We start from the raw sequence: 24086 nt of genomic DNA, 5'->3' as shown, positions 1-24086 counted from the left end.
GCGTGGCCGTTCAGCGCGGCTTCTGGCTGAACGCCGACGCGGCAATGCCCCACTGGCCCAGCCAGTAACTGATGATGATCAGGTACGGCGCGGCCTCGAACGCCACCACAAAGCGGCTGATACCGATCAGGCTGTCGGAGAAGGCGAATGTCAGGGCGCCCACCCCGGCCAGCAGCGCCGAGCGCCTGGGCACCGCGGTGCCGAAGCGGGCCAGGGCGCGCCAGAGCATGGCGCTGATGGTCAGCCCATAGACAATCACCGGGATCAGCAACGGCCCCAGGCCATGGGTAATCAGGATCGCCAGCAGCGCGCCGCCAATGACGATCGCCACCAGCAACGGCAGCAGGGCCGGACGCCGACAGTCGCTGAGGTAGGCCTTGAGGTAGGCCAGGTGTGCCACCAGGAAGGCGCCGAGGCCGAACACAAACAGGTCGCCGGGCCAGGCCAGCAACACATCGCCGAGCACCGAGAACAGCAGGCCGATGATGATCCAGCGCCGGTAGTCGCCGGGTGGGGCGTCGTGCAGCCAGCCGAGCAGGGCCAGCACCGGCAGCGGCTTGACCAGCAGGCAGAGCAGGGCGGCATGCACGCTGATGCCGTAGATGAAGGTGACTGCGCCCATCAGCGCCAGGATCAGCCAGCCCATGTCAGTTGACCTTTATCGCGCAATCGAAGGCTTTGACCGGTGCCACTTCCGGCGCCCAGGGCTGCTGGTAGGTCAGCAACAAACGGCCGGTGCCGCTGGCAAACGCCTGGAAGCGCCAGGTGGATTGCCCGGCATTGCCCACCAGCCCGCTGTCTTCAGGGTTGCTGTAGACCTCGGGGCTGACCTTGCGCAACACGCCGCCGGCCGAGTCCTGGATCGCCCAGCGATAGCCGGTGGTGGGGTTGCTGGGCAGGGTCAGAATCAGGTTCTGGCCAGTGCTCAGTTGCAGCGGGCATTCGCTCTGGTTTTCGACCGTGATGTTTTGCTTGGGTTGGCTGGCGCAGGCGGCCAGCAGGGTGACGCTGAGAAGGGCAAGCAGACGAGGAGGGAACATGGCTCAGAAAGCTCCGATCATTCATGACGAGCGGCGAGCATAACTGAAGATTGCAAGCGGTGTGGCCAGGGGCTGAAGGTTGGCCACAATGCCCTCTTGGCCGACACGCCTGCGGCTGCCGGGCTGTGGTATCACAGCTGGCAGCCGCAGGCACTGGCGCTCAGGGGTTAGAACAGCACCTTGGCCACGTCGGCGAACTTCTTCGCGAAGTGCACGGTGATGCCTTCCTTGAGGTAGTCCGGGAGCTCTTCGAAGTTGCCACGGTTGGGCTCCGGCAGGATCAGTTCGAAGATCTTCTGTCGGCGCGCAGCGATGACTTTTTCGCGCACCCCGCCAATCGGCAGCACGTGCCCGGTCAGGGTCAGTTCACCGGTCATGGCCACGCCTTTTTTCGGCGGCTGGTTGCGCGCCAGGGACAGCAGCGCACTGGCCATGGTCACCCCGGCGCTCGGGCCGTCCTTGGGCGTGGCCCCCTCGGGCACATGCAGGTGGACAAAGGCTTCGTCGAAGAACTTGCCGTCGCCGCCAAACTGCTTGAGGTGCGAGCTGATGTAGCTGTAGGCAATTTCCGCAGACTCCTTCATCACATCCCCCAACTGCCCGGTGAGTTTGAAGCCCCGGTTCAGGGTATGGATGCGCGTGGCCTCGATCGGCAATGTCGCGCCGCCCATGCTGGTCCAGGCCAGGCCGGTGATGACCCCGGTGCCGCTGAGCACCTGCTCGTTGCGGAACACCGGCATGCCGAGGGAGGCCTCCAGGTCTTTCGGGCCGAGCTTGATCACCGCATTCGGATCATCCAGCAGCTTGACCACTGCCTTGCGCACCAGTTTGCCCAGTTGTTTTTCCAGCTGGCGCACCCCGGCCTCGCGGGCATAACCGTCGATCACCGCGCGCAAGGCGCTGTCGCTGATGCTCAGGCTGGTCTTGGCCACCCCGGCTTTCTCCAGCTGTTTGGGCCACAGGTGACGCTTGGCGATGGCGATTTTTTCTTCGGTGATGTAGCCCGACAGGCGAATCACTTCCATGCGGTCGAGCAACGGGCCGGGGATTGAATCCAGGGTGTTGGCGGTGCACACGAACAGCACTTTGGACAGGTCCAGGCGCAGGTCCAGGTAGTGATCGAGGAATTCGACGTTCTGTTCCGGGTCCAGGGTTTCGAGCAAGGCCGAAGCCGGGTCGCCCTGGTAGCTCTGGCCCATCTTGTCGATCTCGTCGAGCATGATCACCGGGTTCATCACCTCGACGTCCTTGAGCGCCTGCACCAGCTTGCCCGGCAGGGCGCCGATGTAGGTCCGGCGATGGCCCTTGATCTCGGCCTCGTCGCGCATGCCGCCGACACTGAAGCGGTAGAACGGTCGGCCCAGGGACTCGGCGATGGACTTGCCGACGCTGGTCTTGCCCACGCCCGGCGGTCCCACCAGCAGGACGATGGAGCCGCTGATTTCGCCCTTATAGGCGCCCACGGCGAGGAATTCGAGAATCCGGCTCTTGATGTCGTCCAGCCCGGCATGGTGCTGGTCCAGCACCTTGCGCGCGTGCTTGAGGTCGAGCTTGTCCTGGCCGTACACGCCCCAGGGCACGGCGGTGGCCCACTCCAGGTAATTGCGGGTGACCGCGTATTCCGGCGAGCCGGTTTCCAGGATCGACAGTTTGTTCAGTTCTTCTTCGATGCGTTTTTGCGCCTGGGGCGGCAGGACCTTGCCCTTGAGGCGCTGCTCGAACTGCTCGACGTCGGCGCTGCGATCGTCCTTGGTCAGCCCCAGCTCCTGCTGGATGACCTTGAGCTGTTCCTTGAGGAAGAACTCGCGCTGGTGCTCGCCGATCTTGCGATTGACCTCGGCGGAGATTTCCTTCTGCAGGCGCGCAACTTCGACTTCCTTGCGCAGCATCGGCAGGACTTTTTCCATGCGCTTGAGCATTGGCACGCAATCCAGCACTTCCTGCAACTCGTTGCCGGTGGCCGAGGTCAGCGCGGCGGCGAAGTCGGTCAGGGGCGACGGATCGTTGGGGCTGAAGCGGTTGAGGTAGTTCTTCAACTCTTCGCTGTACAGCGGGTTGAGCGGCAGCAGTTCCTTGATCGCATTGATCAGGGCCATGCCGTAGGCCTTGACCTCGTCGGTCGGCTCACTCGGCTGATGGGGGTATTCGACTTCCACCAGGTACGGCGGGCGATGGTGTTTGAGCCAGGTGCGGATGCGCACCCGAGTCAGGCCCTGGGCAACGAATTGCAGCTTGCCGTTCTCGCGGCTGGCGTGGTGCACCTTGACCAGGGTGCCGTACAGCGGCAGCGCGGAGGTATCGAAATGCCGCGGGTCTTCGGGCGGGGTGTCCATGAAGAACAGGGCCAGGGAGTGATGATCGGACTTGCTGACCAGTTCCAGGGTCTCGGCCCAGGGCTCTTCATTGACGATCACCGGCAGCACTTGCGCCGGGAAGAACGGCCGATTGTGGATCGGGATGATGTAGACCTTGTCCGGCAGGTTCTGCCCGGGCAATGCCAGGCCGGTGCCTGACGAGGCCGGGTGCTCAGCGTTTTCCGGGTCGGCGTAGTCGCTGAGGTCTTCAGGGAATTCTTGCTGGTCGGTCATGGGGCACCTGCGCAATTGGGTATGGGAGTTAGATGGGGCAGGCGGCGAGTGGTTTCAATGGCACGGCCCCGCTTCAGCTTTTCTTTATGCGGCCGAAAAGCTGTACGGGAGCTGACCGTTTGTATCATTTTTTGTTGGGCGAACGGTTGTGCAGCTCTTTTGCTGCTGTAGTGGCAAAATGCCTTATTTGCGGCATCATGCTGCTCGGCGTCGCCTCTGCTGTCATCACCCATGCCAAGGCCGGCCATCTGCTTTCATCTAAATACCGGGATTTGCATGGCCAGGATTTACTCGATTCTTTCTGTTGTCGGCCTGTGGCTGCTCAGTGCCGCAGCCTCTGCCGCGAGCTTGCAGGTGCAGGTGCTCGAACCCTCCGGGCAGCCGGTGCGCGACGCCGTAGTGACCTTGCAGGGCCCCCTGGGCCAGCCCGCCGGCACCCTCAAGGCCGACATGGACCAGCGTGACAAACAGTTCGCGCCCCATGTGTTGGCGATTCACACCGGCACCCCGGTGAAATTCCCCAACAGCGACAATATTCGCCATCAGGTCTACTCCTTTTCCCCGGCCAAGAAGTTCGAGTTGCGCCTGTACGAAGGCACGCCCTCCGACGCGGTGCTGTTCGACAAGCCGGGGGTGGTGGTCCTGGGCTGCAATATCCACGACTGGATGCTCGGCTACGTCTACGTTACCGACGACCCGCGCTTCGGCGTCACCGATGCCCAGGGTGCGCTGAACCTGGACGCGTTGCCTGTCGGGTCCTACCGGCTGACCCTCTGGCACCCCCAGGCCAACGGGATGCAGCCACAGGATGGCGGCCAGGTGCAGATCCCGGCCGGGGGCTTGCACAAGGCCTTTGCCATGACCCTGGAACCCTTGCCCGAAGGCTTGCCAGGTGCCCCGGCACCGAGCGCCTTCGGCGATGCGTTTGAGCGAGCGGCCCGTGAAACTGCGCAGTAGCTTTCAGGCGCGGATCGCCTGCGTACTGATCCTGCTGCTGTCGGTGGTAATCGGCGCGGTGTACTTCAGCGTCAAGGCCGCCACCGGCAGCGCGGTGCAGACCCAGGCCTACGAACAGCTGGCGGTGGGTTCGCGGGTTTTCGAGCGCCTGCTTGACGTGCGCGGCCGGCGCCTGGGTGACGGCGTGCAGCTGTTGGCGGCCGATTTCGGTTTTCGTGACGCCGTGGCCAGCGGCGACTCGCCGACCATCCATTCGGTGCTGATCAACCACGGCAAGCGCATCGGTGCCAGCGACATGGTGCTCCTGGACATGCAGGGCCGGGTCCTGGCCAGCACCTTGAGCGACGCCCTGGACGGCTCCGTCTTCCGTTTCGACCAGGCCCTGCGTGACGCGCGTCGGGCGCGGCAAACCATGCTTATCGTGCCGATCCAGGGCAAGCCGCACTTGCTGGTGGAGGCCCCGGTACTGGCGCCGCTGCCGATTGCGCGGGTGGTCATGGGCTTCAGCATGGACGAGCAGTTCGCCGCGGAGCTGCGGTCGCTGACCAACCTCGAGGTCTCGTTCCTGACGGTCGACCGGCAACAGCCGGGGGCCCTGGTCACCACTCAGCCAGCGGCGATGGAAGAGAGCATCGTCAGCCTGATGCTCGAGAGTGTGCAGCGGCGCGGCATACAGCTGGCCGAGCATCAGGACCAGCGGTTTTTCAGCCAGACCCTGGTCCTGGCCAGCGGCAGCGATGAAAACGACCACCAGGTCATCGCCTTGCTGCAAAGCCCGCTGGACGCCGCGATGCAGGTGTTCCTGCCGCTGGACGAGCGCATTCTGCTGATTGCCCTGGTGGCCCTGGTCGGCTCCCTGATCGGGGCGTTGCTCCTGGCCCGCAGTGTGTCGCAGCCGGTACGGGCCCTGGCCCAGGCGGCCGAGCGCATCGGCCAGGGTGATTACCAGACGCCACTGGTGCTGCGGCGCAGCGATGAGCTGGGGTTGCTGGCCACCGCGTTCAATTCGATGCAAAGCGGAATTGCCGAGCGCCAGCAGCAGTTGGCGCACAACGCCTTGCATGATGTGCTCACCGGCCTGCCCAACCGCGCACTGGCCATGGAGCGCCTGGGCAGTGCGATCGCCGCCGAGCGGCCGATGGCGCTGATCTACCTGGGGGTCGACAACCTGCGCAGTATCAACGAAGCCGGTGGCCCGGTGCTGGTGGACCTGACCTTGCAGCACGTCGGCCAGCACCTGCAGCAGGCCGTGCGTCCCGGTGACAGCGTGGCGCACCTGATCGCCGGCGAGTTTTTGCTGCTGCTGGAGAACCTCGGCAGCGACGAGGCCGTGGCCCTGGCCGACCAGTTGCAGCAAGCGTTGCTCAAGCCGCGCCGCATCGGCGGCCAGGACGTGGCCCTGGACTGTCGCCAGGGGATCGCCGCGTTCCCGGCCGACGGCCAGTCAGCGGAGCAACTGCTCGACCGCGCGGCCATCGCCATGAAGGACGCCGCGCAAATGCCCGGGCGCCTGCAAGTCTACGAACATGGGCGGGACCTGGCCCACCGCCGCCAGGTCAGCCTGATCCGCGACCTGCGCCACGCGGCCGGCAACGGGGAGCTGCTGCTGCATTACCAGCCCAAGCTCGACCTGCGCCAGGGCCGGGTACGCCAGGCCGAGGCCTTGCTGCGCTGGCAGCATCCGCAATTGGGCATGGTGTCGCCGGCGGAATTCATCGTGCTGGCCGAGCGCACCGGCAGTATCCAGAGCCTGACCAACTGGGTGATCGGCGAAGGCATGCGCCAGTTGGCCGAGTGGAACAGCCGTGGCCTGCACATGCAGCTGTCGCTGAATATCTCGGCCCAGGACCTGCTCGGCGCTGACCTGGTGGAGCGGGTCAAGGCTTTGCTGCAAACCTGCCGGGTGCCGGCCGAGCAGTTGATCTTCGAAATCACCGAAAGCGCGGTGATGCTTGAGCCCGAGCGAGCGCTGAAGGTCCTGCACCGTTTGCGCGAGTGCGGCATCAGCCTGTCGGTGGATGATTTCGGCACCGGTTATTCGTCGCTGGCGCACCTCAAGCGCCTGCCGGTGCAGGAGCTGAAGATTGACCAGTCCTTTGTCCGCGACCTCGACGAAACCAGCGAAGACGCGGTGATCGTCCGCTCCACCATCGAGATGAGCCACAACCTGGGGCTCAAGGTGGTGGCCGAGGGCGTGGAGTACGAACACAGCCTGCGCCTGCTTGAGCGCTGGCACTGCGACACCGCCCAGGGCTACCTGATCAGCCGCCCGCTCACGGCCGAGGCGTTCGAAGCCTGGGTGGCCTTACCCCTGACTGCGCGGACTGAATGGGTGCATTAATCGTCATGCCTATGCGTTGGATTGTTTTGCTGGCCGGCCTTGGCGTCCTGCTGCCGTCGCTGGCCCTGGCCGATAACGGCCGTTTACTGGCCACCGGCGGGGCCAGCAGCATCGAAGGCGCCGCCGGCGGCGGCATCACGCCCTGGGCCGTGCTCGGCGGTTATGGCGAGCAGGGCGAATGGGGCGCGAGCGCCTTCGCGACCACGGTCAACCTGCCGGACTACCGCCTCGACGTGGCGGGCCTGGCGCTGGCCTACGACAACCGGGTGGAGCTGTCATTCGCCCGCCAGCGTTTGGACCTGGGCAGCCTGGTGCACACGCTCAACCTGCCCGAAGACAACCTGGGACAGGACATCCTCGGGCTCAAGCTGCGGCTGTTCGGCGACCTGATCTACGATCAGTGGCCCCAGGTCTCCCTGGGGGTGCAGTACAAACATCAGCGCAACTTCCTGATCCCGAGCCTGGTGGGTGCGCAGCGCGACCGCGACACCGAGGGCTACCTGAGTGCCAGCCGCCTGCTGCTGGGCGCGGCGTTTGGCTACAACCTGCTGCTCAACGGCGGCGTGCGCTACAGCCGGGCCAATGAAACCGGGCTGCTGGGCTTTGGCGGCGACCGGCGCGACAGCCGCAGCCTGCTCAAGGAGGGCTCGCTGGCAGTGCTGTTCAACCCGCGCTGGGCGCTGGGCCTGGAGTACCGGCAAAAGCCCGACAACCTGTCGTTTGCCGGCGAGAGTGACTGGGCTGACCTGTTTCTCGGTTACTTCCCCAACAAGCACCTGTCCCTGGTCCTGGCCTATGCGCGCTTGGGCGAGATCGCCGGGCTGGATCACCAGAACGGCCCCTACCTGTCGCTGCAAGGGAGTTTCTGATGCGCCTGCCCGTGCTGTTCCTGGCCGTGCTTCTCGGCGCCTGCGCGCAACAGCCGGCGCGTGACGACAGCCTGTACCGGGCCCTGGGCGAGCGCCCGGGCATCACCCGGATCGTCGAAGGCACGCTGCTCAACATTGCCCGCGACCCACGGATCGTCGAGCGCTTTCGCAAGATCGATATCCAGCGCCTGCGCAACAAGCTGATCGAGCAGTTCTGCGTCGAGGCCGGTGGTCCGTGCACTTACACCGGCGACAGCATGGCCGAAAGTCATAAAGGCCAGAACGTCAGCCGCAGCGACTTCAACGCCCTGGTCGAAGACCTGATCGCCGCCATGGAAGCCCAGGGCGTGCCGGTGCCGGCGCTAAACCGCCTGCTGGCGCGTTTGGCACCGATGCGCGGCGAGGTGATCGAGCGTTGATCGGCTGATTGCGCCGGATGGGCGAGTGCCGGGAATTTGGCATCGCCAATAAAATGGCTGTCTAATCCCTTGTTTTATTGCGTGCTCTTCTGCTTGCCTCAGACTAATCTGAGCACTTCACGTGCTCGTTAGGAAAATGGCATTTAATTGACGCGCGTATTCGGCTTGGTAGAGGAATGGGTATGAAGAAAGGATTTTTCAGCTCAAGGCAAGGCTCGTGGCGGATCCCGCGGCCCTTGCTGGAGACGGCGTTGGCGAGCACCGGGTCATGAGGTGGCGCCACACCTTCCAGGCACGGATTGCCGGGACCCTGGCGTTATTGCTGTTGTTGGTGATCGGCGCGGTGTATTTCGCGATGAAAACCGCCACCACCCGCGCCGTGGAAAACCAGGCCGAGGTGCAGATGACCACCGGCACCCAGGTGTTCGAGCGCTTGCTGGAGTTGCGCGGACGCCGCTTGCAGTACGGCGTGGACTGGCTGGTGGTGGATTCGGCGTTTCGCCAGGCCGTTGCCAGCGGCGAGCCCCAGGGCATTCTCGAAGCGTTGCGCCGCCACGGTACGGGCATTCGTTCCAGTGAACTGTTCGTGCTGGCCAGCGATGGCCAGGTGACGGCCAGCACCCTGGCGGCGGTCGAGCCGGGCCTGGCTTTTCCCTACGATGGCGCCTTGCGTCAGGCTCGACGTGAAAACAAAAGCATGCTGATCGTTGCCCTCAAGGGCCAACCCTACCTGCTGGTGCAGAGCCAGGTGCTGACCCCGCTGCGCATTGCCCGGGTGGTGATGGGGTTTCGCATGGACGACCTGTTCGCCAGCGAATTGCGCTCCATGAGCAACCTCGAAGTGTCATTCCTGACCCTGGACAAAGAGCGCGCCGGCGAGCTGTTCACCACCCAGCCGGAGTTGTTCTGGAGTGCGATCACGGCGGCCCTGCGCGATTCGCTGTGGGAGTTGCGGCCGCAGTTGAGCGAGATCCAGGGCAAGCGTTTTCTCAATCAGGCGCTGCAATTGGCCAATACCGGCAACCCTCAGGATCCGCGGGTCCTGGTGTTGTTGCAGAGCCCGCTGGAGCAGGCGCTGCATGCGTTCGCGCCGCTGGATCGGGAGTTTTTCTGGATCGCCCTGGCGGCGCTGCTGGTCTCCCTCGGTGGGGCGCTGTGGATGGCCCGCCGCGTGTCCCGCCCGCTCGAAGTGCTGGCCCAGGCGGCGCAACGCATCGGTGCCGGCAACTACCAGACGCCGGTGGTGCTCAAGCGCAGCGACGAGTTCGGCTTGCTGGCCGACGGCATCAACGCCATGCAAAGCGCCATCGCCACCCGCGAGTCGCAACTGGCGCACAACGCCCTGCATGACTCGCTCACCGGCTTGCCCAACCGCGCCCTGGCCATGGAGCGCCTGGGCAGCGCGATTGCCGCCCGGCGCAGCGTGGTGCTGTTGTACCTGGGGATCGAAAACTACCGCGCGATCAACGAGAGCTTCGGCCCCGAAGGGCTGGAGCAGATCATGCTGGAGGTCAGCCGGCTGCTGCTGGGCTCCCTGTCCCAGGGCGACACCGCGGCGCGGGTGACCGCCAGCGAGTTTCTGCTGTTGCTGGAAAACACCCAGGTCGATGGCGCCGTGGCCCTGGCCGACCGCCTGCATGCCTTGCTCAACCCGCCGCAACTGATCCATGGCCATGAAGTGCAGCGCCAGATGTGCATCGGCGTATCGGTGTACCCCACTGACGGCGAGTCCGCCGAAGAGTTGATCAGCCGCGCCGCCATCGCCCGCCACGACGCCGCGACCCAGCCGGGTTACCTGCAGGTCTACCAGCAGGACCGCGACTTGGCGCATCAACGCCAAATTGCCCTGATTCGCGACCTGCGCCGCGCCGCCGCCGAAGGCGAGTTGTTCCTGCACTATCAGCCCAAGCTCGATATCCGTCGCGGAGAGGTCAGCCAGGCCGAAGCTTTGTTGCGATGGCGGCATCCGGCGTTCGGGGTGGTCTCGCCTGCCGAGTTCATCCCCTTGGCGGAGCGCACCGGAAGCATGAGCAGCCTGACCCATTGGGTGATCGAGGAGGGCATTCGCCAGTTGGCCGAGTGGAACCGCCGGGCATTGACGGTGCAGTTGTCGCTGAACATCTCGGCTGAAGACCTGGAGGGCAATGGCCTGGCGTCGATGGTCGGCGAGTTGCTGGCGCGTTACCGGGTGTCGGCGGAGCAACTGGTGTTCGAGATCACCGAAAGCGCCATCATGCGCAACCCGGAACAGGCCCTTGACGTGCTGCAACGCCTGCGCGGCTGCGGCATCAGCCTGTCGGTGGACGACTTCGGCACCGGCTATTCGTCCCTGGCCCAATTGCAGCGCCTGCCGGTGCAGGAGCTGAAGATCGACCAGTCCTTTATCCGCAACCTGGATGAAACCAGCGGCGACGCGGTGATCGTGCGTTCGACCATCGAGATGAGCCACAACCTGGGGCTCAAGGTGGTGGCCGAAGGCGTCGAACTCGAAGGCAGCCTGCGCCTGCTCAAGCATTGGCACTGTGATACGGCCCAGGGCTACCTGATCAGCCGGCCGCTGGAAGCCCGGGCGTTCGAGGCCTGGCTGGGCAAAACACGGCTATCGGTCTGAGCCGGTGGGCTCAGCTCGGTTTCCAGAATTCCAGGTCCTCGACATAACGTTCGATATCGCCCATATCGTCGTCTCCCAGGGTGCCGTCAAAGGGCTCGGACAACAGCGCGCGCACCTTGGCCAGGCGGTCGCGCAACTTGCCCTCGATCACGAAGTTGCCGGTGGCGGTGTCGAAATCGAACTCGGGGTTGAAAATCGCATGGTCTGACATCTTGCGCAGGGAAATCAGCATGAATTCCAGCTCGCGCAGGATATCCAGGGCTACCGCCCCCGACAGCACGATCTGTTGATTGGCTTCGCGCAGCGAGGGCGGGTTTTTGGGTGATTTGGGTTTGGCTGGGCTCATGGCGATCCTGGGGGGATTTAAAAGTAGAAAAACAGACCACTGGCCTTGGCGCGGGCAAGGGTTGTGAGTTGCAGCAACGAGGTCTTGAGCGCGGGCGCCAGAGGCGTTTGCTCGATCAGCGCCTGGGCCGTGGCCAGCGCCTCGGCGCCCTGGATGCTGGCGTCTTCATGCTCGTCGATCAGGCAGCCCAACTGCCGATTGAGGCGCTCGATCAAGCCCGAGTCCCACAGCTGTTGATAGTGTTCGGTGCTCAGGGAGCATTGCTCCAGATCACCGGGCAGGCACTGATCGAGGTCCAGGCGGTGCATCGCCGCCGGGCTCAAGGGAACGACAATCTGCTTCATGGGCCGGGCTCCGAGTGGGTGGGCAAGAGGCAGGCATCGGGCCCCGCCAGCTGCCATTCAAGGCCCTGGGCGAACTGCTCGATGGCGTCGAGTGCCCGGTGCGGGTCCGGGGTCCTGAGTTCGCCCGCCGGGGTGCGGTTGTAGGCCTGGCGTTGGCGGTTGCGCTTGAAGCGCTCAACCCGCAGAACAAATTCGCCGAGCCCTTGGGGGGCGGACTCAAAACCCAGGGTAAAGCCGTGTTCGCGGCCGGCACCGGCGAGCAGCAACGGGTGGTTGAAGGCGGGCAGGGTGTCGGCGCCTAAGGCAGCCTGCGGCAGTTGGTGATGGCTGATTTCCCAGCCTGCCGGGAGGCGGATGGCCTGCAAGGGTGCGATAGCCCCGTGGCCCGAGTCAGGGTCGGCCTGCTGGGTGGTGTCCAGCATGAAGGCTTCGAGTCGTGCAATCAGCTGCGCGGTGTCGCGGGTCTTGAATTCCTCGAGCAACTCTTCCTGGCCTGGCACCGTGTTCGAGCGGTCCTGGGGGTAGGTCATCAAGCTGAGCACGAACTCGCCGCCGGGGTCGTCTTCGGGCAGGAAGGCGCAGTCAAAGCAGCGTTGGCCCTGGCGATGCACGCCGCCGATCAGCACCGAGGCATCGAACCATTCGAGGGTCTCCGGGGTGAAGGGCAGTTGATGGAAGGTGTTGAGAGTGATCTGCCAGCCACCGCTAATGCGCAACGGTTGCAGCGGGTAGCGGGGGCGGTGCTTCATGCTGCGGTGCTCGATCATGGGGTGTGGTGCAGCGCGTGCAGCATGCCCTGGGCACGGGCCAGGCAGTCGCGCAGTTGTCCGAGGCTGTGGGCCTGTTCGCTCGACAGCGGTTGCTGCCAGTCCTGATCCTTGATCACCGCTACCCGAAAGGCGCCGTGCTCAGCGAATTCGGGGTACCAGCCCACGTCCAGCAGCCAGTGCTCGCCGTACTCGACTTGCAGCAGATCCTCCTTCAGCGCGTCGAGTTGGCGCGCCAGCGGCTGGTCGGACAGGGACGACAAATCGTCGAAGCGGATATTTCCCGTGAGCAGGCTCAGGTCGAACACTGTTGGCTTCCTTTGCAAAGGGTGAGGCAGGCGGCTCAGGCCTGGTAGTGATCCTTGAGTGCCTGGCACTTTGCCAGAATATTCTGCCGGTCTTCCTCGACCTGGGTCTCGCACCAGTGGCAGAGGTAGCGGATGGCGTGCACGGTGGGCAGGGTGACCTGCTCATCCATGAACTCGAAGGTGATTCCAGGCACGCCCAGCAGATGCGGGGCAATGTTGTCCGGGTCGACGTCGCAGTCGATGGTCAGGCTGGACATCTCGGTGCCGCCGCTGGTGGGGATCAGCAAGTCGTCGAGCAACAGGTGCAGGCAGGTGGCGCCCTCCAGCCTTGAGGAACAGAGCAGGTGATCGAGCAGGCAGTTGTCCAGCGTGCTGTGCTGGGCCTGGGTCAGTTGGTCGATGGAGGGCACTTGTTGGGTGTGGGCGGCGCTCATGGGACGCCGGCCTCGGTTTTGGCCAGCAGCCTGGTCAGCTCGGGCTCGACCTCGGCCGGGGGCAGGCTGGCGATGACCTGCTCGATGCTCGCCCGATAGCGGTTGTGCATGGGGGTTTCGCACCAGTCGAGTTCGTAGATCGCGAGGATTCGCACATCAAGGTAGGGCGACTCCAGCAACAGGCGTTTGAGCAGGGCAATGGCCGCTGCCGAGCGGTCTTCGCCCAGGCACACCACGCAGCGCTGTTGCCAGTATTGCGCCTGCTGCAGCAGCATCTGCTCGAGCCGTTGCCATTGCACCGCGGTGAAGTCGCACAGCACGGTCTTGGCCACTCGCTGGGTGCTGTATTCGGTCCAGTTGGACGCCTCGGAGTCACCGATGCAGTGCTGCAACTTCAGGATCAACGCGTCGCTCTGTGGCAGGCTCACAGCGCGGCGGCCTTGGCCAGCAAGTTGTTCAATTCGGGTTCAATCTGCTCATCGGCCAGCCTTTGAATGACGGCTTCGATCAGCGGCGCGTAGCACGCTTCGATAGGGGCTTCTGACCAGTCCAGTTCATGGATGGCCGTGACCTGCACATCGAGGTAGGGCGAGTCCTGCAACAGGCTCTTGAGCAGGGCGATGGCCGGCGCCGAGCGGTTTTCCCCGAGGCTTACGGCGCAGCGTTGTTGCCAATACTCGGGTTTGCCCGGCAGCACATCGGCCAGTTGCTGCCATTGCGCGGGCGAGAAGCCGTGCAGCACGCCTTTGGCCACCTGCTCGGTGATGTACTCATTCCAGGGGGCGCTGGGTGAGTCGCCCAGCCAGTGTTCCAGCTGGGCAAATGCTTGCGTCGGGAGCGGCTTGGGCGTTGGCGCGGGCTCGATCGGGCGGGTACTCAAGGGCGTCGGTTCTGCCGGGGAGCTGTCGGCCCCTTGCCAGGCTTCGGCAAATTTTGCCGCTGCCGCCGCGCGCGAGGACACCTTCAGGGTGTGCAGCAGGGAGGACACGTGAATGCGCACGGTGAAGGGCGAAATATCGAGTTCGCGGGCGATCTCTTTGTTGGTCTGGCCCTTGGCGATCAGGCGCAGCACTTCCTGCTGGCGGGTGGTCAACTGGCTCAACTCGTCGCTGGCTTCCAGCGGCAGCAGCAGGCCTGACGGGGCGTACTTGACCACCACTTCGCCCTCGCGAATGGCTAGGATCGCCTGGCCGATTTCCTCGGGGCTGATGCTCTTGCCGATAAAACCGTCTGCGCCGCAGGCCATGACTTCGCCGATCAGGTCCTGGTTATCGACCATCGACACCACGATGATCGAGGTCCGTGGCAGTTGCTGGCGCAATTGGGCAATCATGCTCACCGACCTCAGCCCGGGAAAGCGCAGGTCGAGAATCAGTGAGTCCAGCTCCGCGCCGCTTTTGGCCAGGGCCAGTACCGAGGCCAGGTCGCCGGCCTCTTCGAGCACCGCTTCGGGCAGCAGACGCTGGATGGTGCGCAGCATGCCTTCGCGAAACAACGGGTGGTCGTCGGCTACGATAATCCGGCATGTCATGTGTTGAAGCTCCTTGAGTCACCCAATCCTGGGGGCATGCTACCTTGGCGTCCCGGCGTTGTACCTGTCCGCCTGTCGAGTTCGGCAGGGACAGGAAAAGACCACGACAGCGCGGATTACACAAGGAGGTGAGTGCATGAAAGTTGAAAAAGACAGCGAGCTCGATCAAGCCACTTTGCGCATTATCGTCGCCGGTTGTGCCCTGGTTTATGTCGGGCTGATCGGTTTTCTGCCGGGGCAGAACGTCGAGACCTATGTGCCGGTGATCATCTACATCTTCTTGTTCATGCTCGGCTCGATTGCCCTGCGCATGGCCATTGCCCGCTGGCCCGGGCACTACCCGGCACGGCGCATCCTGGGCATGGTCTACGACTACACCGGCACCTCTTACGGCCTGGTGGTGGGCGGGGAGGGGGCGCTGCCGATCTATGCGGTGATGGTCTGGGTCAACCTGGGCAATGGCATGCGCTTCGGCTCGCGCTACCTGGCCATCGCCACCGTCCTGGCGCTGTTCGCGCTGTTTATGGTGTTCCTGCTGACCCCGTTCTGGCAGGCCCAGCCCTACATGGTGCTGATGCTGATGATCACCAGTACGGTGATTCCGGTGTACGCCCATATCCTGCTCAAACGCACCCGCCTGGCGTCGGAAGAGGCGATTGCCGCCAACCTGGAAAAGTCCCGCTTCCTGGCCCAGGCCAGCCATGACCTGCGCCAGCCGATCCACTCCATCGGCCTGTTCACTGCCTGCCTGCGCGAAGCCAACCTGGGGGTCGATGAGCGGCGCCTGGTGGATAACATCGATCGCTCGCTGCTGAATGTGTCGCAGTTGTTCCGCTCGATTCTCGACCTCTACACCCTGGACAACGGCCGGGTCCTGCCCAAATACGAAACCGTGCACCTGGGGCAGTTCCTCGGTGACCTGGTGCGCCAGAACGCCGAGGCCGCGCGCTGGGCCGGGGTGGAGTTGCGCCTGCGTCCCTGTGCCCAGTGGGTCCGGGCCGACCCGGGGCTGCTCGCCACCATGGTCCAGAACGTCCTGTCCAATTGCTTCAAGTACGCGGCGGAGCGCCCGGTGTTGATCGGCGTGCGTCGCCACGGCGACGGCCTGGCCATCGTCATCTACGACCAGGGCCGGGGGATCGCCGAGGAGCATTTACCGAAGATTTTCGACGAGTTCTACCGGGTCCGGCAGCTGCGGGACAAGGACGTCGAAGGGGTGGGCCTGGGCCTGTCCATCGTCAAGCGCCTGGGGCAGTTGGTCGGGCTGGAGGTGACGCTGAAGTCGCGCCTCGATCGTGGTACCGCAGTCAGCCTGCACGGCTTGCAGGCCGCCGCGCCGCAGCGGCTGCGCAGCCGCCGCGATGATGCGTTGCAAAGTGGTTTGCTGACCGGACTGCGGGTGTGCCTGGTTGAAGATGACCGCAACGTGCTGCTGGCCACCTCGGCATTGCTGGAGCGCTGGGGTTGTGTGGTCCAGGCGGAAACGGCGGCAGAAGACCTGGTGACCGACTGCGACATCATCGTCGCCGACTATGACCTGGGCACCCGTGCCTCGGGCATCGAGTGCATCGACAGCATCCGCGAGCAGCGGGGCTGGGCGGTGCCGGCGTTGATCATCACCGGGCATGACATCGAGAAAATCCAGGCGGCGCTGCATGATCGCAACATCGCCATCCTGTCCAAACCGGTACACCCGGTGGAGCTGCGGGCGACCTTGCGCGCCCTGCGCGAGACGCCGCTGGCGTCTGCCCACAGGGTTGCGGCGCCAGAGGCGGTTACCAGGTCCGGCACGGAATAAGCAGGGGATAGTTGGTCATGGTCAGCTTTTTGTTCTCGCCGCTGGCCAGTTCGACGAATTCATCCAGCATGCCCGAGGACGAAGAGGTCGAACTGCGCTCGGTGTAGTAGTGGGTGGTCACCGGCCCGTAGTTGGTGTTGCTCTGGCCGGTGCCCACGTACTCGTTCCAGCGGCTGGTGCCGTACACCATGTCCTGGCCCTGGACGAAGTAGCGGCCCGGTTGCAGACCCGTGAACTGGAAGATGCCGTTGCCGTTGGTTCGGGTTATCCGGTGTACGGCCACGGCCTCGGGAAGCATGCTCACCGGCGCGCCTTCTGGCTGGGATGAGCGCAACTTATGCCAGGCCTGCAAGTGCGGGGTGACCGGGTAGAGATAGATCTTGACGTCGCGACTGTCCTCGATGCCGTCGTTGCCGACGATGCAGAACTTGCCAGTGAGCGTTGCGGTGCCGGGTTGCAGGGCGGCGCGCGCGGCCTGGGTGTCGAAGGGCTCGTCGGGGTACTGCACGGTGGGAGTCTTGACTGGCGGGTATTCGTCCAGGGTTCGCCCTTGGCGCGGCGCGCAGGCAGTCAGGGTACAGGCGAGCAGGGCCAGGCCTGTCACCATGAAGAGACGGGGTTTCATCAACTCAGGACCTTTTCAAGAAGGGGCGGTGCTCGCCCGACGCTGCCCTGCTGCTACACCGGGGCAGCCCGTCGCGGCGAACCTGATTGGCCAGGGGCTAGCGGTTTACTGCTTGGTGCACTGGGCCGGGAGCGCGACTGCGCCGCCCATGGTGGCGAAGGCGACCATGCCGCCGCTGGGCAATACGCACTCGTATCCGCCGTTGCTGGTGTTGGCGGTGAAGTAGGTCTGGGAGGCGTCGCTCCGCACGTTCGAGACCGTGGAGACGGGCTTGCCGATGGTGGTCTGGGCGCGGTTCTTGAGGTCGTCATTGCTCGGCTTGGCAATGGCGCAACCGCCCAGGGCGAATGCCAGGGCGCTGAACAGGACGAGGGGGCGGACGCTGGAGTGGAGCTTCATGATGATTCTTCCTTGCTGTTTTGTTGTGTTTTCTACGGCGCAGCCGCTCCCCTTACCGCTGGACGGCGGTGTTGAAGAGAACGGGGCGAGTGGTCGGCACTCTAGCGCCGAGGCAGGGGAAGGTCGATTAGCACAAATGGGCTAGTGTCGCTTTGCAATTACGGCGCCTGCGGGGGGAGGCAGAGCGCCTGATGGGCCCGGCTGGATGCAGCCGGGCCGGGGGTTCAGGTCAGCAACTGGTGCTGCAGGCGGCGGCCGAGCACGTCCAGCAGGTCACATCCATCGCGCAGGGGAATGACGCAGAGTTGGGCGAAATCCTGGAGCAGGGCCGGGTGGTTATGCAGGTCGTCGATGCTGGCGATGTTCTCCAGCAACTGGGTGGCCGCGCGAATGCGATGGGTGGCGGCTTCATGCAGCACATCCAACGGGGCCTCGGTGTCAGCCAGCAAGGCGGGGATGGTGCAGTCGTTGCTGGTGAGGGGCATGTAGCGACGGGGGGAAGTCTCGCCGAGAGTAACGGGTGGATCAGTAGTGAGCTTTTTCATTGGTCTGTTCCTAACGTATGAGTCGGAGTCGCCAGAAATCACTTCCACGTAATCAGGTGGCGGCTGTACGCAGGTGTGGAAGACCGGGACGTTAGGCACCCGGCGCACTCAAGAGTGCCCCACGCACAGCCGCCATAAAGTGCAGACGAAAAAACGCCTGACTCACGCAGCTTTGCGCGCCTAACGATATAAGGGCTTCCACACCCTGTCACTGAGTTTGCAGCGACAGGCCAAACCATAGAGTCCGGGGCTCGGCCGGACAAGGTGATGGAAGTGGACGCGTTTTGTAGGAATTTTCCATCCGGCCCCTGTAGCCGCTGCCGCTAGGCTCGGGCCGCATTCGGGCGCTGGCCCTCACACACACCGTGATCTACCTGACACTCCACGGCGCCCGCGGGCCAGCGCAGCCTGGCGGCAGCGGCTACAGGTGTTGGTCGGTCAAATGGGGAGGCGCTCGGCGCACAAAAAAAGGCGGCTACCCGAAGGTAGCCGCCTTTTTCATGCCTGCCGGTAAAGCTTATTCCGGCAGTTTGTAGGCAATGATGTAGTCGCCCATTTTGGTACCCAGGGAGCCGTGGCCGCCCACGACTACCAGCACGTACTGCTTGCCATCCTTGCCGGTGTAGCTCATCGGTGTGGCCTGGCCGCCTGCTGGCAGGCGCGATTTCCACAGTTCCTTGCCGTTTTTCACGTCATAGGCGCGGATGTACTGGTCCAGGGTGCCGCTGAGGAAGCCGACGCCGCCGGCCGTCACCATCGAACCGCCCATGCTCGGCACGCCCATTGGCAGGCCGATCGGGATCGGCGAGCTGTCGCGGGTGGTGCCGTTCTTGTGTTTCCACACCACTTTGGCGGTGGTCAGGTCGATCCCGGCCACGTAGCCCCAGGCCGGGGCCTGGCACGGTACGCCGAAGGGTGACATGAACGGATGCATGATCACCGCGTACGGTGCGCCCGTGTTGGGTTGCACGCCCGAGGTTTCGCTTTCGCGCTTGCTGCCGGCAGCCACTTCGGCCCGCGGCACCAACTTGGAGACGAACGCCATGTAGTTCGGGCTGGTGAACAGCAGTTGGCGGACCGGGTCCACCGACACGCTGCCCCAGTTGAACACGCCGACGTTACCCGGGTAGATCAGGCTGCCCTGCACCGACGGCGGGGTGTACTGACCTTCGTAGCGCAGTTCCTTGAACTGGATACGGCACAGCATCTGGTCGAACGGCGTCGCCCCCCACATGGCTTTTTCATCCAGTGGCGGTGGCAGCAGGTTCAGGTCCGAACGGGCCTGGGTCGGTGCGGTGTGGTCACCCTCGACAGCGCCAGTCGGGGCCGGCACTTCGCGGATCGGCACAATTGGCGTGCCATCGCGACGGTCCAGCACATACAGGCTGCCTTGCTTGGTCGGCTGGATCAGCGCCGGTTTGACGCCTTCGGCGGTTTTCATGTCGACCAGGGTCGGCTGGCTGCCCACGTCCATGTCCCACAGGTCATGGTGGGTGAACTGGTAGTTCCAGCGCAGCCTGCCGGTGTCGATGTCCAGGGCCACGGTGCCGGCGCTGAATTTCTCGGCGCCCGGGGTGCGGTCGCCGCCCCACTGGTCAGGCATCTGGTTGCCCAGCGGCAGGTAGATCAGGCCCAGTTTCTCGTCGACGCTGGCCAGGGACCACATGTTCGGCGAGTTGCGGGTGTAGGTCTTGCCGTCAGGCAGCGGGGTGGTTTCGTCGGGGTTGCCGGCGTCCCAGTTCCACACCAGGTGGCCGTCATGCACGTCGAAGGCGCGAATCACGCCAGAAGGCTCGTTGGTCGACTCGTTGTCCGTCACGTGGCCGCCAATGATCACCAGGTTACGGGTGATGGCGGTCGGCGATGTCGAGTAGTAGCCGCCCGGGGTGAACGGACCGATACCGGCCTTGAGGTCGACCACGCCTTTGTTGCCGAAGTCTTCGCAGACCTTGCCGGTGTCGGCGTTCAGCGCGATCAGGCGCGCATCGGCGGTCGGCAGGAACAGACGACGCGGGCAACTGGTGGCAATCGCCTGGCCGGCTGTGGACAGGGTGGCCGGGGTGCTGATGGCACCAGGTTGATTGAAATTGGCTTCGTCGTAGTACGACACGCCGCGGCAGGTCATGTGCGCCCAGCCACGGAAATCATCGCCGTTGGGGCCCTGGATCTGCGGGTCGAAACGCCAGATTTCCTTGCCGGTGTCCGGGTCCAGCGCCAGCACCTTGCTGTGGGCGGTGCAGGCATAGAGCATGCCGTTGACCTTCAGCGGGGTGTTCTGGTTGGTGATTTCCACCGGGTCCTTGGCAGTTGGCATGTCGCCGGTGCGGATGCGCCAGGCTTCCTGCAGCTTGCCGGCGTTGCCCGGGGTGATCTGTTTCAGTGGCGAGTAGCGATCGCCGAATTCGGTGCGACCGTAAGCCTGCCAGTCGCCATCGGGGATGGCGGGCGCGGCATTGGCCACTTCGGTGCTGTCGCGACCCAGGTCGCCGGCGATTTCACCCGGCTGGGTGAACTGGCTGCCCAGGGCAGCGCCACCGGCCACGACCACGGCCACGCTCAACAGCGCGGTGCCCAGCGGAGCTGCGCCATGACGCAGCAACGGACGGCGGAACCACGGCAACAGCAGGACCACGCCGAGGACAAAGAACAACGACAGGCGCGGCACCAGTTGCCACCAGTCCAGGCCGACTTCCCACAGCGCCCAGACGCTGCTGGCCAACAGCACCAGCCCGTACAGGCCCAGCGCGGCGCGACGCCCCGCCAGCAGCAGGCCGCCGGTGATGATCAGGCCGATACCGGCCAGCAGGTAGTACAGCGAGCCGCCGAGCATGCTCAGCTTGATCCCCCCGGCCAGCATGGCCAGGCCCATTAGCAGCAGCAGGATACCGAGCAGGCTCGGCAGCAGGCGGCTAGGACTTGAAGCACCCTCAGTGCTCATAGTGTGGTTCTCCGTGACGTTAAGAGTTTTCCCGCGCATGTTCACTGTAGATGACGATCAGGCGCGGGCTTGGTTCAGGTGAAAATCGTGGAAAAGCAGTTTTAAGCGCAGTGCCCCGCTGGCCGGGCCTCAGAACGAGCTCTGGATCTTGATCCCGCCGATCAGCGCATCGTCGACCTGGCTGACGCCACCGGGATGGCGGATGTACTGCAGGTTGGGGCGCACGGTCAGCCAATTGGTGACGTGCACGCCGTAGTAGAGTTCGGCGCTGTATTCGGTGTCCTGGGGCGGCAGGTAGCCGGGGTTGTCGTAATCGTAGACGGCGTGGGCCTGGTTGCTGGCCTTGGCGTTCTTGCGGTACGCCGGGTTGACGTGGACTCGCGCCAGGGCAAAGCCGATGTCGTCCCGCGCCCGTGCATCGAACAGGCCCTTGTAGACCAGGCCGGCCTGGACGTAGTTGTCGATGGCGTTGGTCTTCTTGTCGTGCATCGTCGCGTTGGCGAACACGCTCAGGCCCCGGGAGTGGTCACTGGCGCGGCTCGTCAGTTGCTGCTGCGCGCCCAGCCACAGGCCGTGTTTGCTCGAACTGCTGCGATAGGCCTCGCCACTCAGGGCGGCGGGCTGGCCGTGGCTGTCTTTATAGACGTCGCTGGCCTTGGCGCTGCTGTAGTAGTAGCCGGCGCGGTATTCCCCGGCCAGGCCATCAAGCGTGGGCGTCCACACCAGTTCGACCGGCAGGACGGCGCCCTGGGTGCCGCTGCCGCTGAGCTTGAAACCGTTGCCGCGATCCAGGTTGGACGGGTTCTGTTCATAGGCGCCGACCTGGGCATAGAGCTCGGGCGTCAGGTGATATTTGACCCGCAGCGCCCACTGGCTGACCGGCCAGTTGTACCAGATGCCACCGACCCAGTTGCCGACCTGGGAGCCGCAGAACGCCAGGTTCTGGAAGTCGCAGGGGAAGCTGTTGAAGTCTTCGCCCTCGCCGAAGCGGCCGGCCTTGATATCGAGTTTCTGGTCGAAGAATTTCTGTTGGTACCACATCTGCGTCAGGCGCCAGGTCTGGCCACGGCCCCAGACTTCCTGGGCGGAAGTGAAGCCGCCGACGCGGGGATCGTTGATCCGGTCGTTGCTGATGTTGTCACCGTCGCGCTTGGTCACCGTCAATTGGAACTCGGCGTCGTCCCAGCCGAGGATCTTCTGCAGGTCTAGGTGGCTGCCGAAGGCGAACTGATCGCTGTAGCGTGCGGTGCGATCGTGGTCGTAGCCGCCATGCAGGTTGGAGCCCATTTCGCCGACGTAATCGATCTTGAAGTCATAGCCTTGCCGGGACAGGTCGCTGCGGCTGCCGTTCCAGTCGCCCAGCATCCACGGCGATTCGCTGTCGAAGGCCGGGGCTGCCTGGGCGCAGGTGGCCAGGCCCAGGGCGCCGAGCAGGGTGATGGCTTTGGTGCCGGCCAGGGGTGTTCGGACAGCGCTGTCTTTGGAGTGATGAACGTCAGGCATAGAATTCGGGCGTGGTCTTTTTTTAGGAATGGGCAGATAAAGCAGCGGCGATGCCGGGTCGATCACGTTGGATCGAACGCCCCATGCTGCTGATTTTAAATAGGAAGATGAAACGTTTCAGCTTTGAGGCAGGAAGGATAAAGCGCCGTCCTGAAGAGAGAAAGCGCTTTATTTGACATGGATCATTTCGGATTCGGTAACAGTACGCCGGGGCCTGCTGGCCCTGGCGCCTGGCACGGCGGGTTACGAACGGCTGGCCTGGCCGGCCTCGAGGGTTTTGCGCTCACGGGTATAGCTCAGTACAAAGTGCGCCACCAGGCCGAAAATCAGGCCCCAGAACGCCGCCGCCAAGCCCAGGAAACTCATGCCCGAGGCGGTGACCAGAAACGTGATCAACGCCGCTTCCCGTTGTTTTTCATCGGCCATGGCCCCGGTCAATCCGGCGCTGATGGCACCGAACAAGGCCAGACCGGCCAGGGAGGCGATCAGCTCCTTGGGCAGGGCCGAGAACACCGAGGCCAGGGTCGCGCCGAAAATCCCCATCAGGATGTAGAACACCCCGCAGGCGATCCCGGCGATGTAGCGTTTGTCCCGATCTTCATGGGCTTCGCGGCCGGTGCAGATGGCGGCGGTGATGGCCGCGAGGTTGATCCCGTGGGAACCGAACGGCGCCAGCAGCAGCGAGCCGATGGCGGTGAACGAGATTATCGAGCGCGCCGGGGTGGTGTAGCCGGCGGTGCGCATCACCGCCATGCCCGGCACGTATTGCCCGGTGAGGGTCACCAGTGCCAGGGGCAGGCCGATGTTGATAATCGCGTGCCAGCTCCACTGGGGCGCGGTGAAGATCGGCTGGGCCACGGCAATGGTGATCGAGCTGCTGTTGAGTTCGCCCAGGCCGGCGGCCACCGCGCAGCCCACGATCAGCACCGAGAGAATCGCGTAGCGCGGCGACAGGCGCTTGCACAAGAGGTACGCGGCGATCATCGACAGGACCAGGGCCGGCTGCAGCTTGATCGAGGTGAACAATTCGGCGCCGAAGCGAAACAGAATCCCCGCCAGCATCGCAGCGGCAATGGCCTTGGGCAGGCGGCTCATCAGTTTGTCGAAAGCCCCCGAGAACCCAACCACGGCGATGATCAGGGACGCGACGATATAGGCGCCTATGGCCTCGGGCAGCGACACCGTGGGCAGCATCGATACCAGCAACGCAGCGCCAGGGGTCGACCAGGCGGTGATCACCGGCACCTTCAGGCGCCAGCTGAGCAGCAGCCCGGTGATGCCGCTGCCGATGGAGATGGCCCAGATCCAGGACGACACCTGCTCGCTGGGCAGATGGGCCTGGCTGGCGGCCTGGAACACGATGATCAAGGGGCCGGCATAGGAAATGATCACGGCAATGAGGCCGGCAATGATCGCGGAGAGTGATACGTCCTTTCTGAGTGTGCTCATGGCGTCTCGACTGGGCGCTGGGTGGGCAGCGCATTGCATGCGAAGGGGGCGGCGTCGGCCGATTGATTCGATCGGCGGTGAGTGTATTTCAAACAATTGAATCGATTCAATTGTTTCTCATTGCAGGCTTGGTTTGTGATGTGTGATTTATTGACTAAGTGGCTGTATTTAAAAGGTTAAATGTTTTATTGAAATTTATTTATAAGTCGCGTGACCGGATTTTGTTTTGAGGGTTATAGAAATTTAAAACAAATTGAGTCGATTGGATGCCCTG

21 protein-coding genes and 1 pseudogene are annotated in these 24086 nt (G+C 64.1%); 6 read left to right on the top strand and 16 right to left on the bottom strand.

Features of this window, described 5'->3' with window-relative positions; all coding sequences use genetic code 11:
• Nucleotides 1-10: 10 nt before the first annotated feature.
• The 3 genes from JFU57_RS00980 to lon form a co-directional block, all read right to left on the bottom strand.
• A complete protein-coding gene (locus JFU57_RS00980) occupies nucleotides 11-646 on the bottom strand; it encodes a lysoplasmalogenase (protein ID WP_201127707.1) in 636 nt (211 codons plus the stop codon).
• A gap of 1 nt (nucleotide 647) precedes the next feature.
• Nucleotides 648-1040 carry a protease inhibitor I42 family protein gene (locus tag JFU57_RS00975; RefSeq protein WP_201127706.1) on the bottom strand — a complete coding sequence of 131 codons (393 nt, stop codon included), beginning with the start codon at nucleotides 1038-1040 and terminating at the stop codon, nucleotides 648-650.
• Nucleotides 1041-1207: 167 nt separating this feature from the next.
• Entirely contained in the window at nucleotides 1208-3628 is a 2421-nt protein-coding gene (gene lon / locus JFU57_RS00970; RefSeq protein WP_078471982.1) for an endopeptidase La, read from the bottom strand.
• A gap of 276 nt (nucleotides 3629-3904) precedes the next feature.
• Between lon and JFU57_RS00965 the strand changes: the two genes are divergently transcribed.
• The 5 genes from JFU57_RS00965 (at nucleotide 3905) to JFU57_RS00945 (ending at nucleotide 10825) form a co-directional block, all read left to right on the top strand.
• A complete protein-coding gene (locus JFU57_RS00965; RefSeq protein WP_201127704.1) occupies nucleotides 3905-4585 on the top strand; it encodes a methylamine utilization protein in 681 nt (226 codons plus the stop codon).
• Nucleotides 4569-6926, top strand: a complete 2358-nt coding sequence (locus JFU57_RS00960; RefSeq protein ID WP_201127702.1) for an EAL domain-containing protein — start codon at nucleotides 4569-4571, stop codon at nucleotides 6924-6926. Before JFU57_RS00965 ends, JFU57_RS00960 begins: the two co-directional genes overlap by 17 nt.
• A gap of 11 nt (nucleotides 6927-6937) precedes the next feature.
• The gene (locus tag JFU57_RS00955; protein WP_421548664.1) at nucleotides 6938-7795 is read left to right on the top strand and encodes a DUF3034 family protein; all 858 of its coding nucleotides are present in this window, start codon (nucleotides 6938-6940) and stop codon (nucleotides 7793-7795) included.
• The gene (locus tag JFU57_RS00950; protein ID WP_201127700.1) at nucleotides 7795-8214 is read left to right on the top strand and encodes a group I truncated hemoglobin; all 420 of its coding nucleotides are present in this window, start codon (nucleotides 7795-7797) and stop codon (nucleotides 8212-8214) included. Before JFU57_RS00955 ends, JFU57_RS00950 begins: the two co-directional genes overlap by 1 nt.
• A 268-nt stretch (nucleotides 8215-8482) precedes the next feature.
• Complete coding sequence (locus JFU57_RS00945) at nucleotides 8483-10825, top strand: putative bifunctional diguanylate cyclase/phosphodiesterase (RefSeq protein ID WP_201127699.1); 2343 nt, start codon at nucleotides 8483-8485, stop codon at nucleotides 10823-10825.
• Between the two features lie 10 nt (nucleotides 10826-10835).
• Here the strand turns inward: JFU57_RS00945 and JFU57_RS00940 are convergent, their stop codons facing one another.
• The 7 genes and pseudogenes from JFU57_RS00940 to JFU57_RS00905 all read right to left on the bottom strand — a co-directional run.
• Nucleotides 10836-11171, bottom strand: a complete 336-nt coding sequence (locus JFU57_RS00940; protein WP_201127698.1) for a hypothetical protein — start codon at nucleotides 11169-11171, stop codon at nucleotides 10836-10838.
• Between the two features lie 17 nt (nucleotides 11172-11188).
• Nucleotides 11189-11515, bottom strand: coding sequence for a hypothetical protein (locus JFU57_RS00935; RefSeq protein WP_201127697.1), 327 nt, complete (start codon nucleotides 11513-11515; stop codon nucleotides 11189-11191).
• Entirely contained in the window at nucleotides 11512-12264 is a 753-nt protein-coding gene (locus JFU57_RS00930) for a hypothetical protein (RefSeq protein WP_201127696.1), read from the bottom strand. The genes JFU57_RS00935 and JFU57_RS00930 overlap by 4 nt, the downstream gene beginning before the upstream one ends.
• Nucleotides 12265-12278: 14 nt before the next feature.
• Nucleotides 12279-12590 (bottom strand): hypothetical protein, encoded by a 312-nt coding sequence (locus tag JFU57_RS00925; RefSeq protein WP_201127694.1) that lies wholly within the window; start codon nucleotides 12588-12590, stop codon nucleotides 12279-12281.
• A gap of 35 nt (nucleotides 12591-12625) precedes the next feature.
• Nucleotides 12626-13024 (bottom strand): hypothetical protein, encoded by a 399-nt coding sequence (locus tag JFU57_RS00920; RefSeq protein ID WP_201127692.1) that lies wholly within the window; start codon nucleotides 13022-13024, stop codon nucleotides 12626-12628.
• The gene (locus JFU57_RS00915; RefSeq protein WP_201127690.1) at nucleotides 13021-13452 is read right to left on the bottom strand and encodes a HEAT repeat domain-containing protein; all 432 of its coding nucleotides are present in this window, start codon (nucleotides 13450-13452) and stop codon (nucleotides 13021-13023) included. The genes JFU57_RS00920 and JFU57_RS00915 overlap by 4 nt, the downstream gene beginning before the upstream one ends.
• Nucleotides 13453-13949: 497 nt before the next feature.
• Nucleotides 13950-14555 (bottom strand): annotated as a pseudogene (locus JFU57_RS00905) (LuxR C-terminal-related transcriptional regulator); the annotation flags it as partial.
• Between the two features lie 136 nt (nucleotides 14556-14691).
• Here JFU57_RS00905 and JFU57_RS00900 point away from each other — a divergent pair.
• Entirely contained in the window at nucleotides 14692-16353 is a 1662-nt protein-coding gene (locus JFU57_RS00900) for an ATP-binding response regulator (protein ID WP_201127689.1), read from the top strand.
• Here JFU57_RS00900 and JFU57_RS00895 read toward each other — a convergent pair.
• The 6 genes from JFU57_RS00895 to JFU57_RS00870 all read right to left on the bottom strand — a co-directional run bounded on the left by JFU57_RS00895 (nucleotide 16331) and on the right by JFU57_RS00870 (nucleotide 23812).
• Nucleotides 16331-16978 carry a carboxypeptidase regulatory-like domain-containing protein gene (locus JFU57_RS00895; protein ID WP_201127688.1) on the bottom strand — a complete coding sequence of 216 codons (648 nt, stop codon included), beginning with the start codon at nucleotides 16976-16978 and terminating at the stop codon, nucleotides 16331-16333. The two genes, JFU57_RS00900 and JFU57_RS00895, sit on opposite strands and share 23 nt — an antisense overlap.
• 105 nt (nucleotides 16979-17083) lie before the next feature.
• Complete coding sequence (locus tag JFU57_RS00890; RefSeq protein WP_078471969.1) at nucleotides 17084-17377, bottom strand: hypothetical protein; 294 nt, start codon at nucleotides 17375-17377, stop codon at nucleotides 17084-17086.
• Nucleotides 17378-17601: 224 nt separating this feature from the next.
• A complete protein-coding gene (locus JFU57_RS00885) occupies nucleotides 17602-17922 on the bottom strand; it encodes a hypothetical protein (RefSeq protein ID WP_078471968.1) in 321 nt (106 codons plus the stop codon).
• A gap of 517 nt (nucleotides 17923-18439) precedes the next feature.
• Nucleotides 18440-20860 (bottom strand): glucose/quinate/shikimate family membrane-bound PQQ-dependent dehydrogenase, encoded by a 2421-nt coding sequence (locus JFU57_RS00880; protein WP_201127687.1) that lies wholly within the window; start codon nucleotides 20858-20860, stop codon nucleotides 18440-18442.
• Nucleotides 20861-20989: 129 nt separating this feature from the next.
• Entirely contained in the window at nucleotides 20990-22363 is a 1374-nt protein-coding gene (locus JFU57_RS00875; protein ID WP_201127685.1) for a carbohydrate porin, read from the bottom strand.
• A 243-nt stretch (nucleotides 22364-22606) separates the two neighbouring features.
• Complete coding sequence (locus JFU57_RS00870; protein WP_078471965.1) at nucleotides 22607-23812, bottom strand: benzoate/H(+) symporter BenE family transporter; 1206 nt, start codon at nucleotides 23810-23812, stop codon at nucleotides 22607-22609.
• Between the last annotated feature and the right edge of the window lie 274 nt (nucleotides 23813-24086).

The organism is Pseudomonas sp. TH07, from assembly GCF_016651285.1.
Classification (GTDB): Bacteria; Pseudomonadota; Gammaproteobacteria; order Pseudomonadales; family Pseudomonadaceae; genus Aquipseudomonas.
This window is presented reverse-complemented; position numbering and strand designations above follow the sequence as displayed.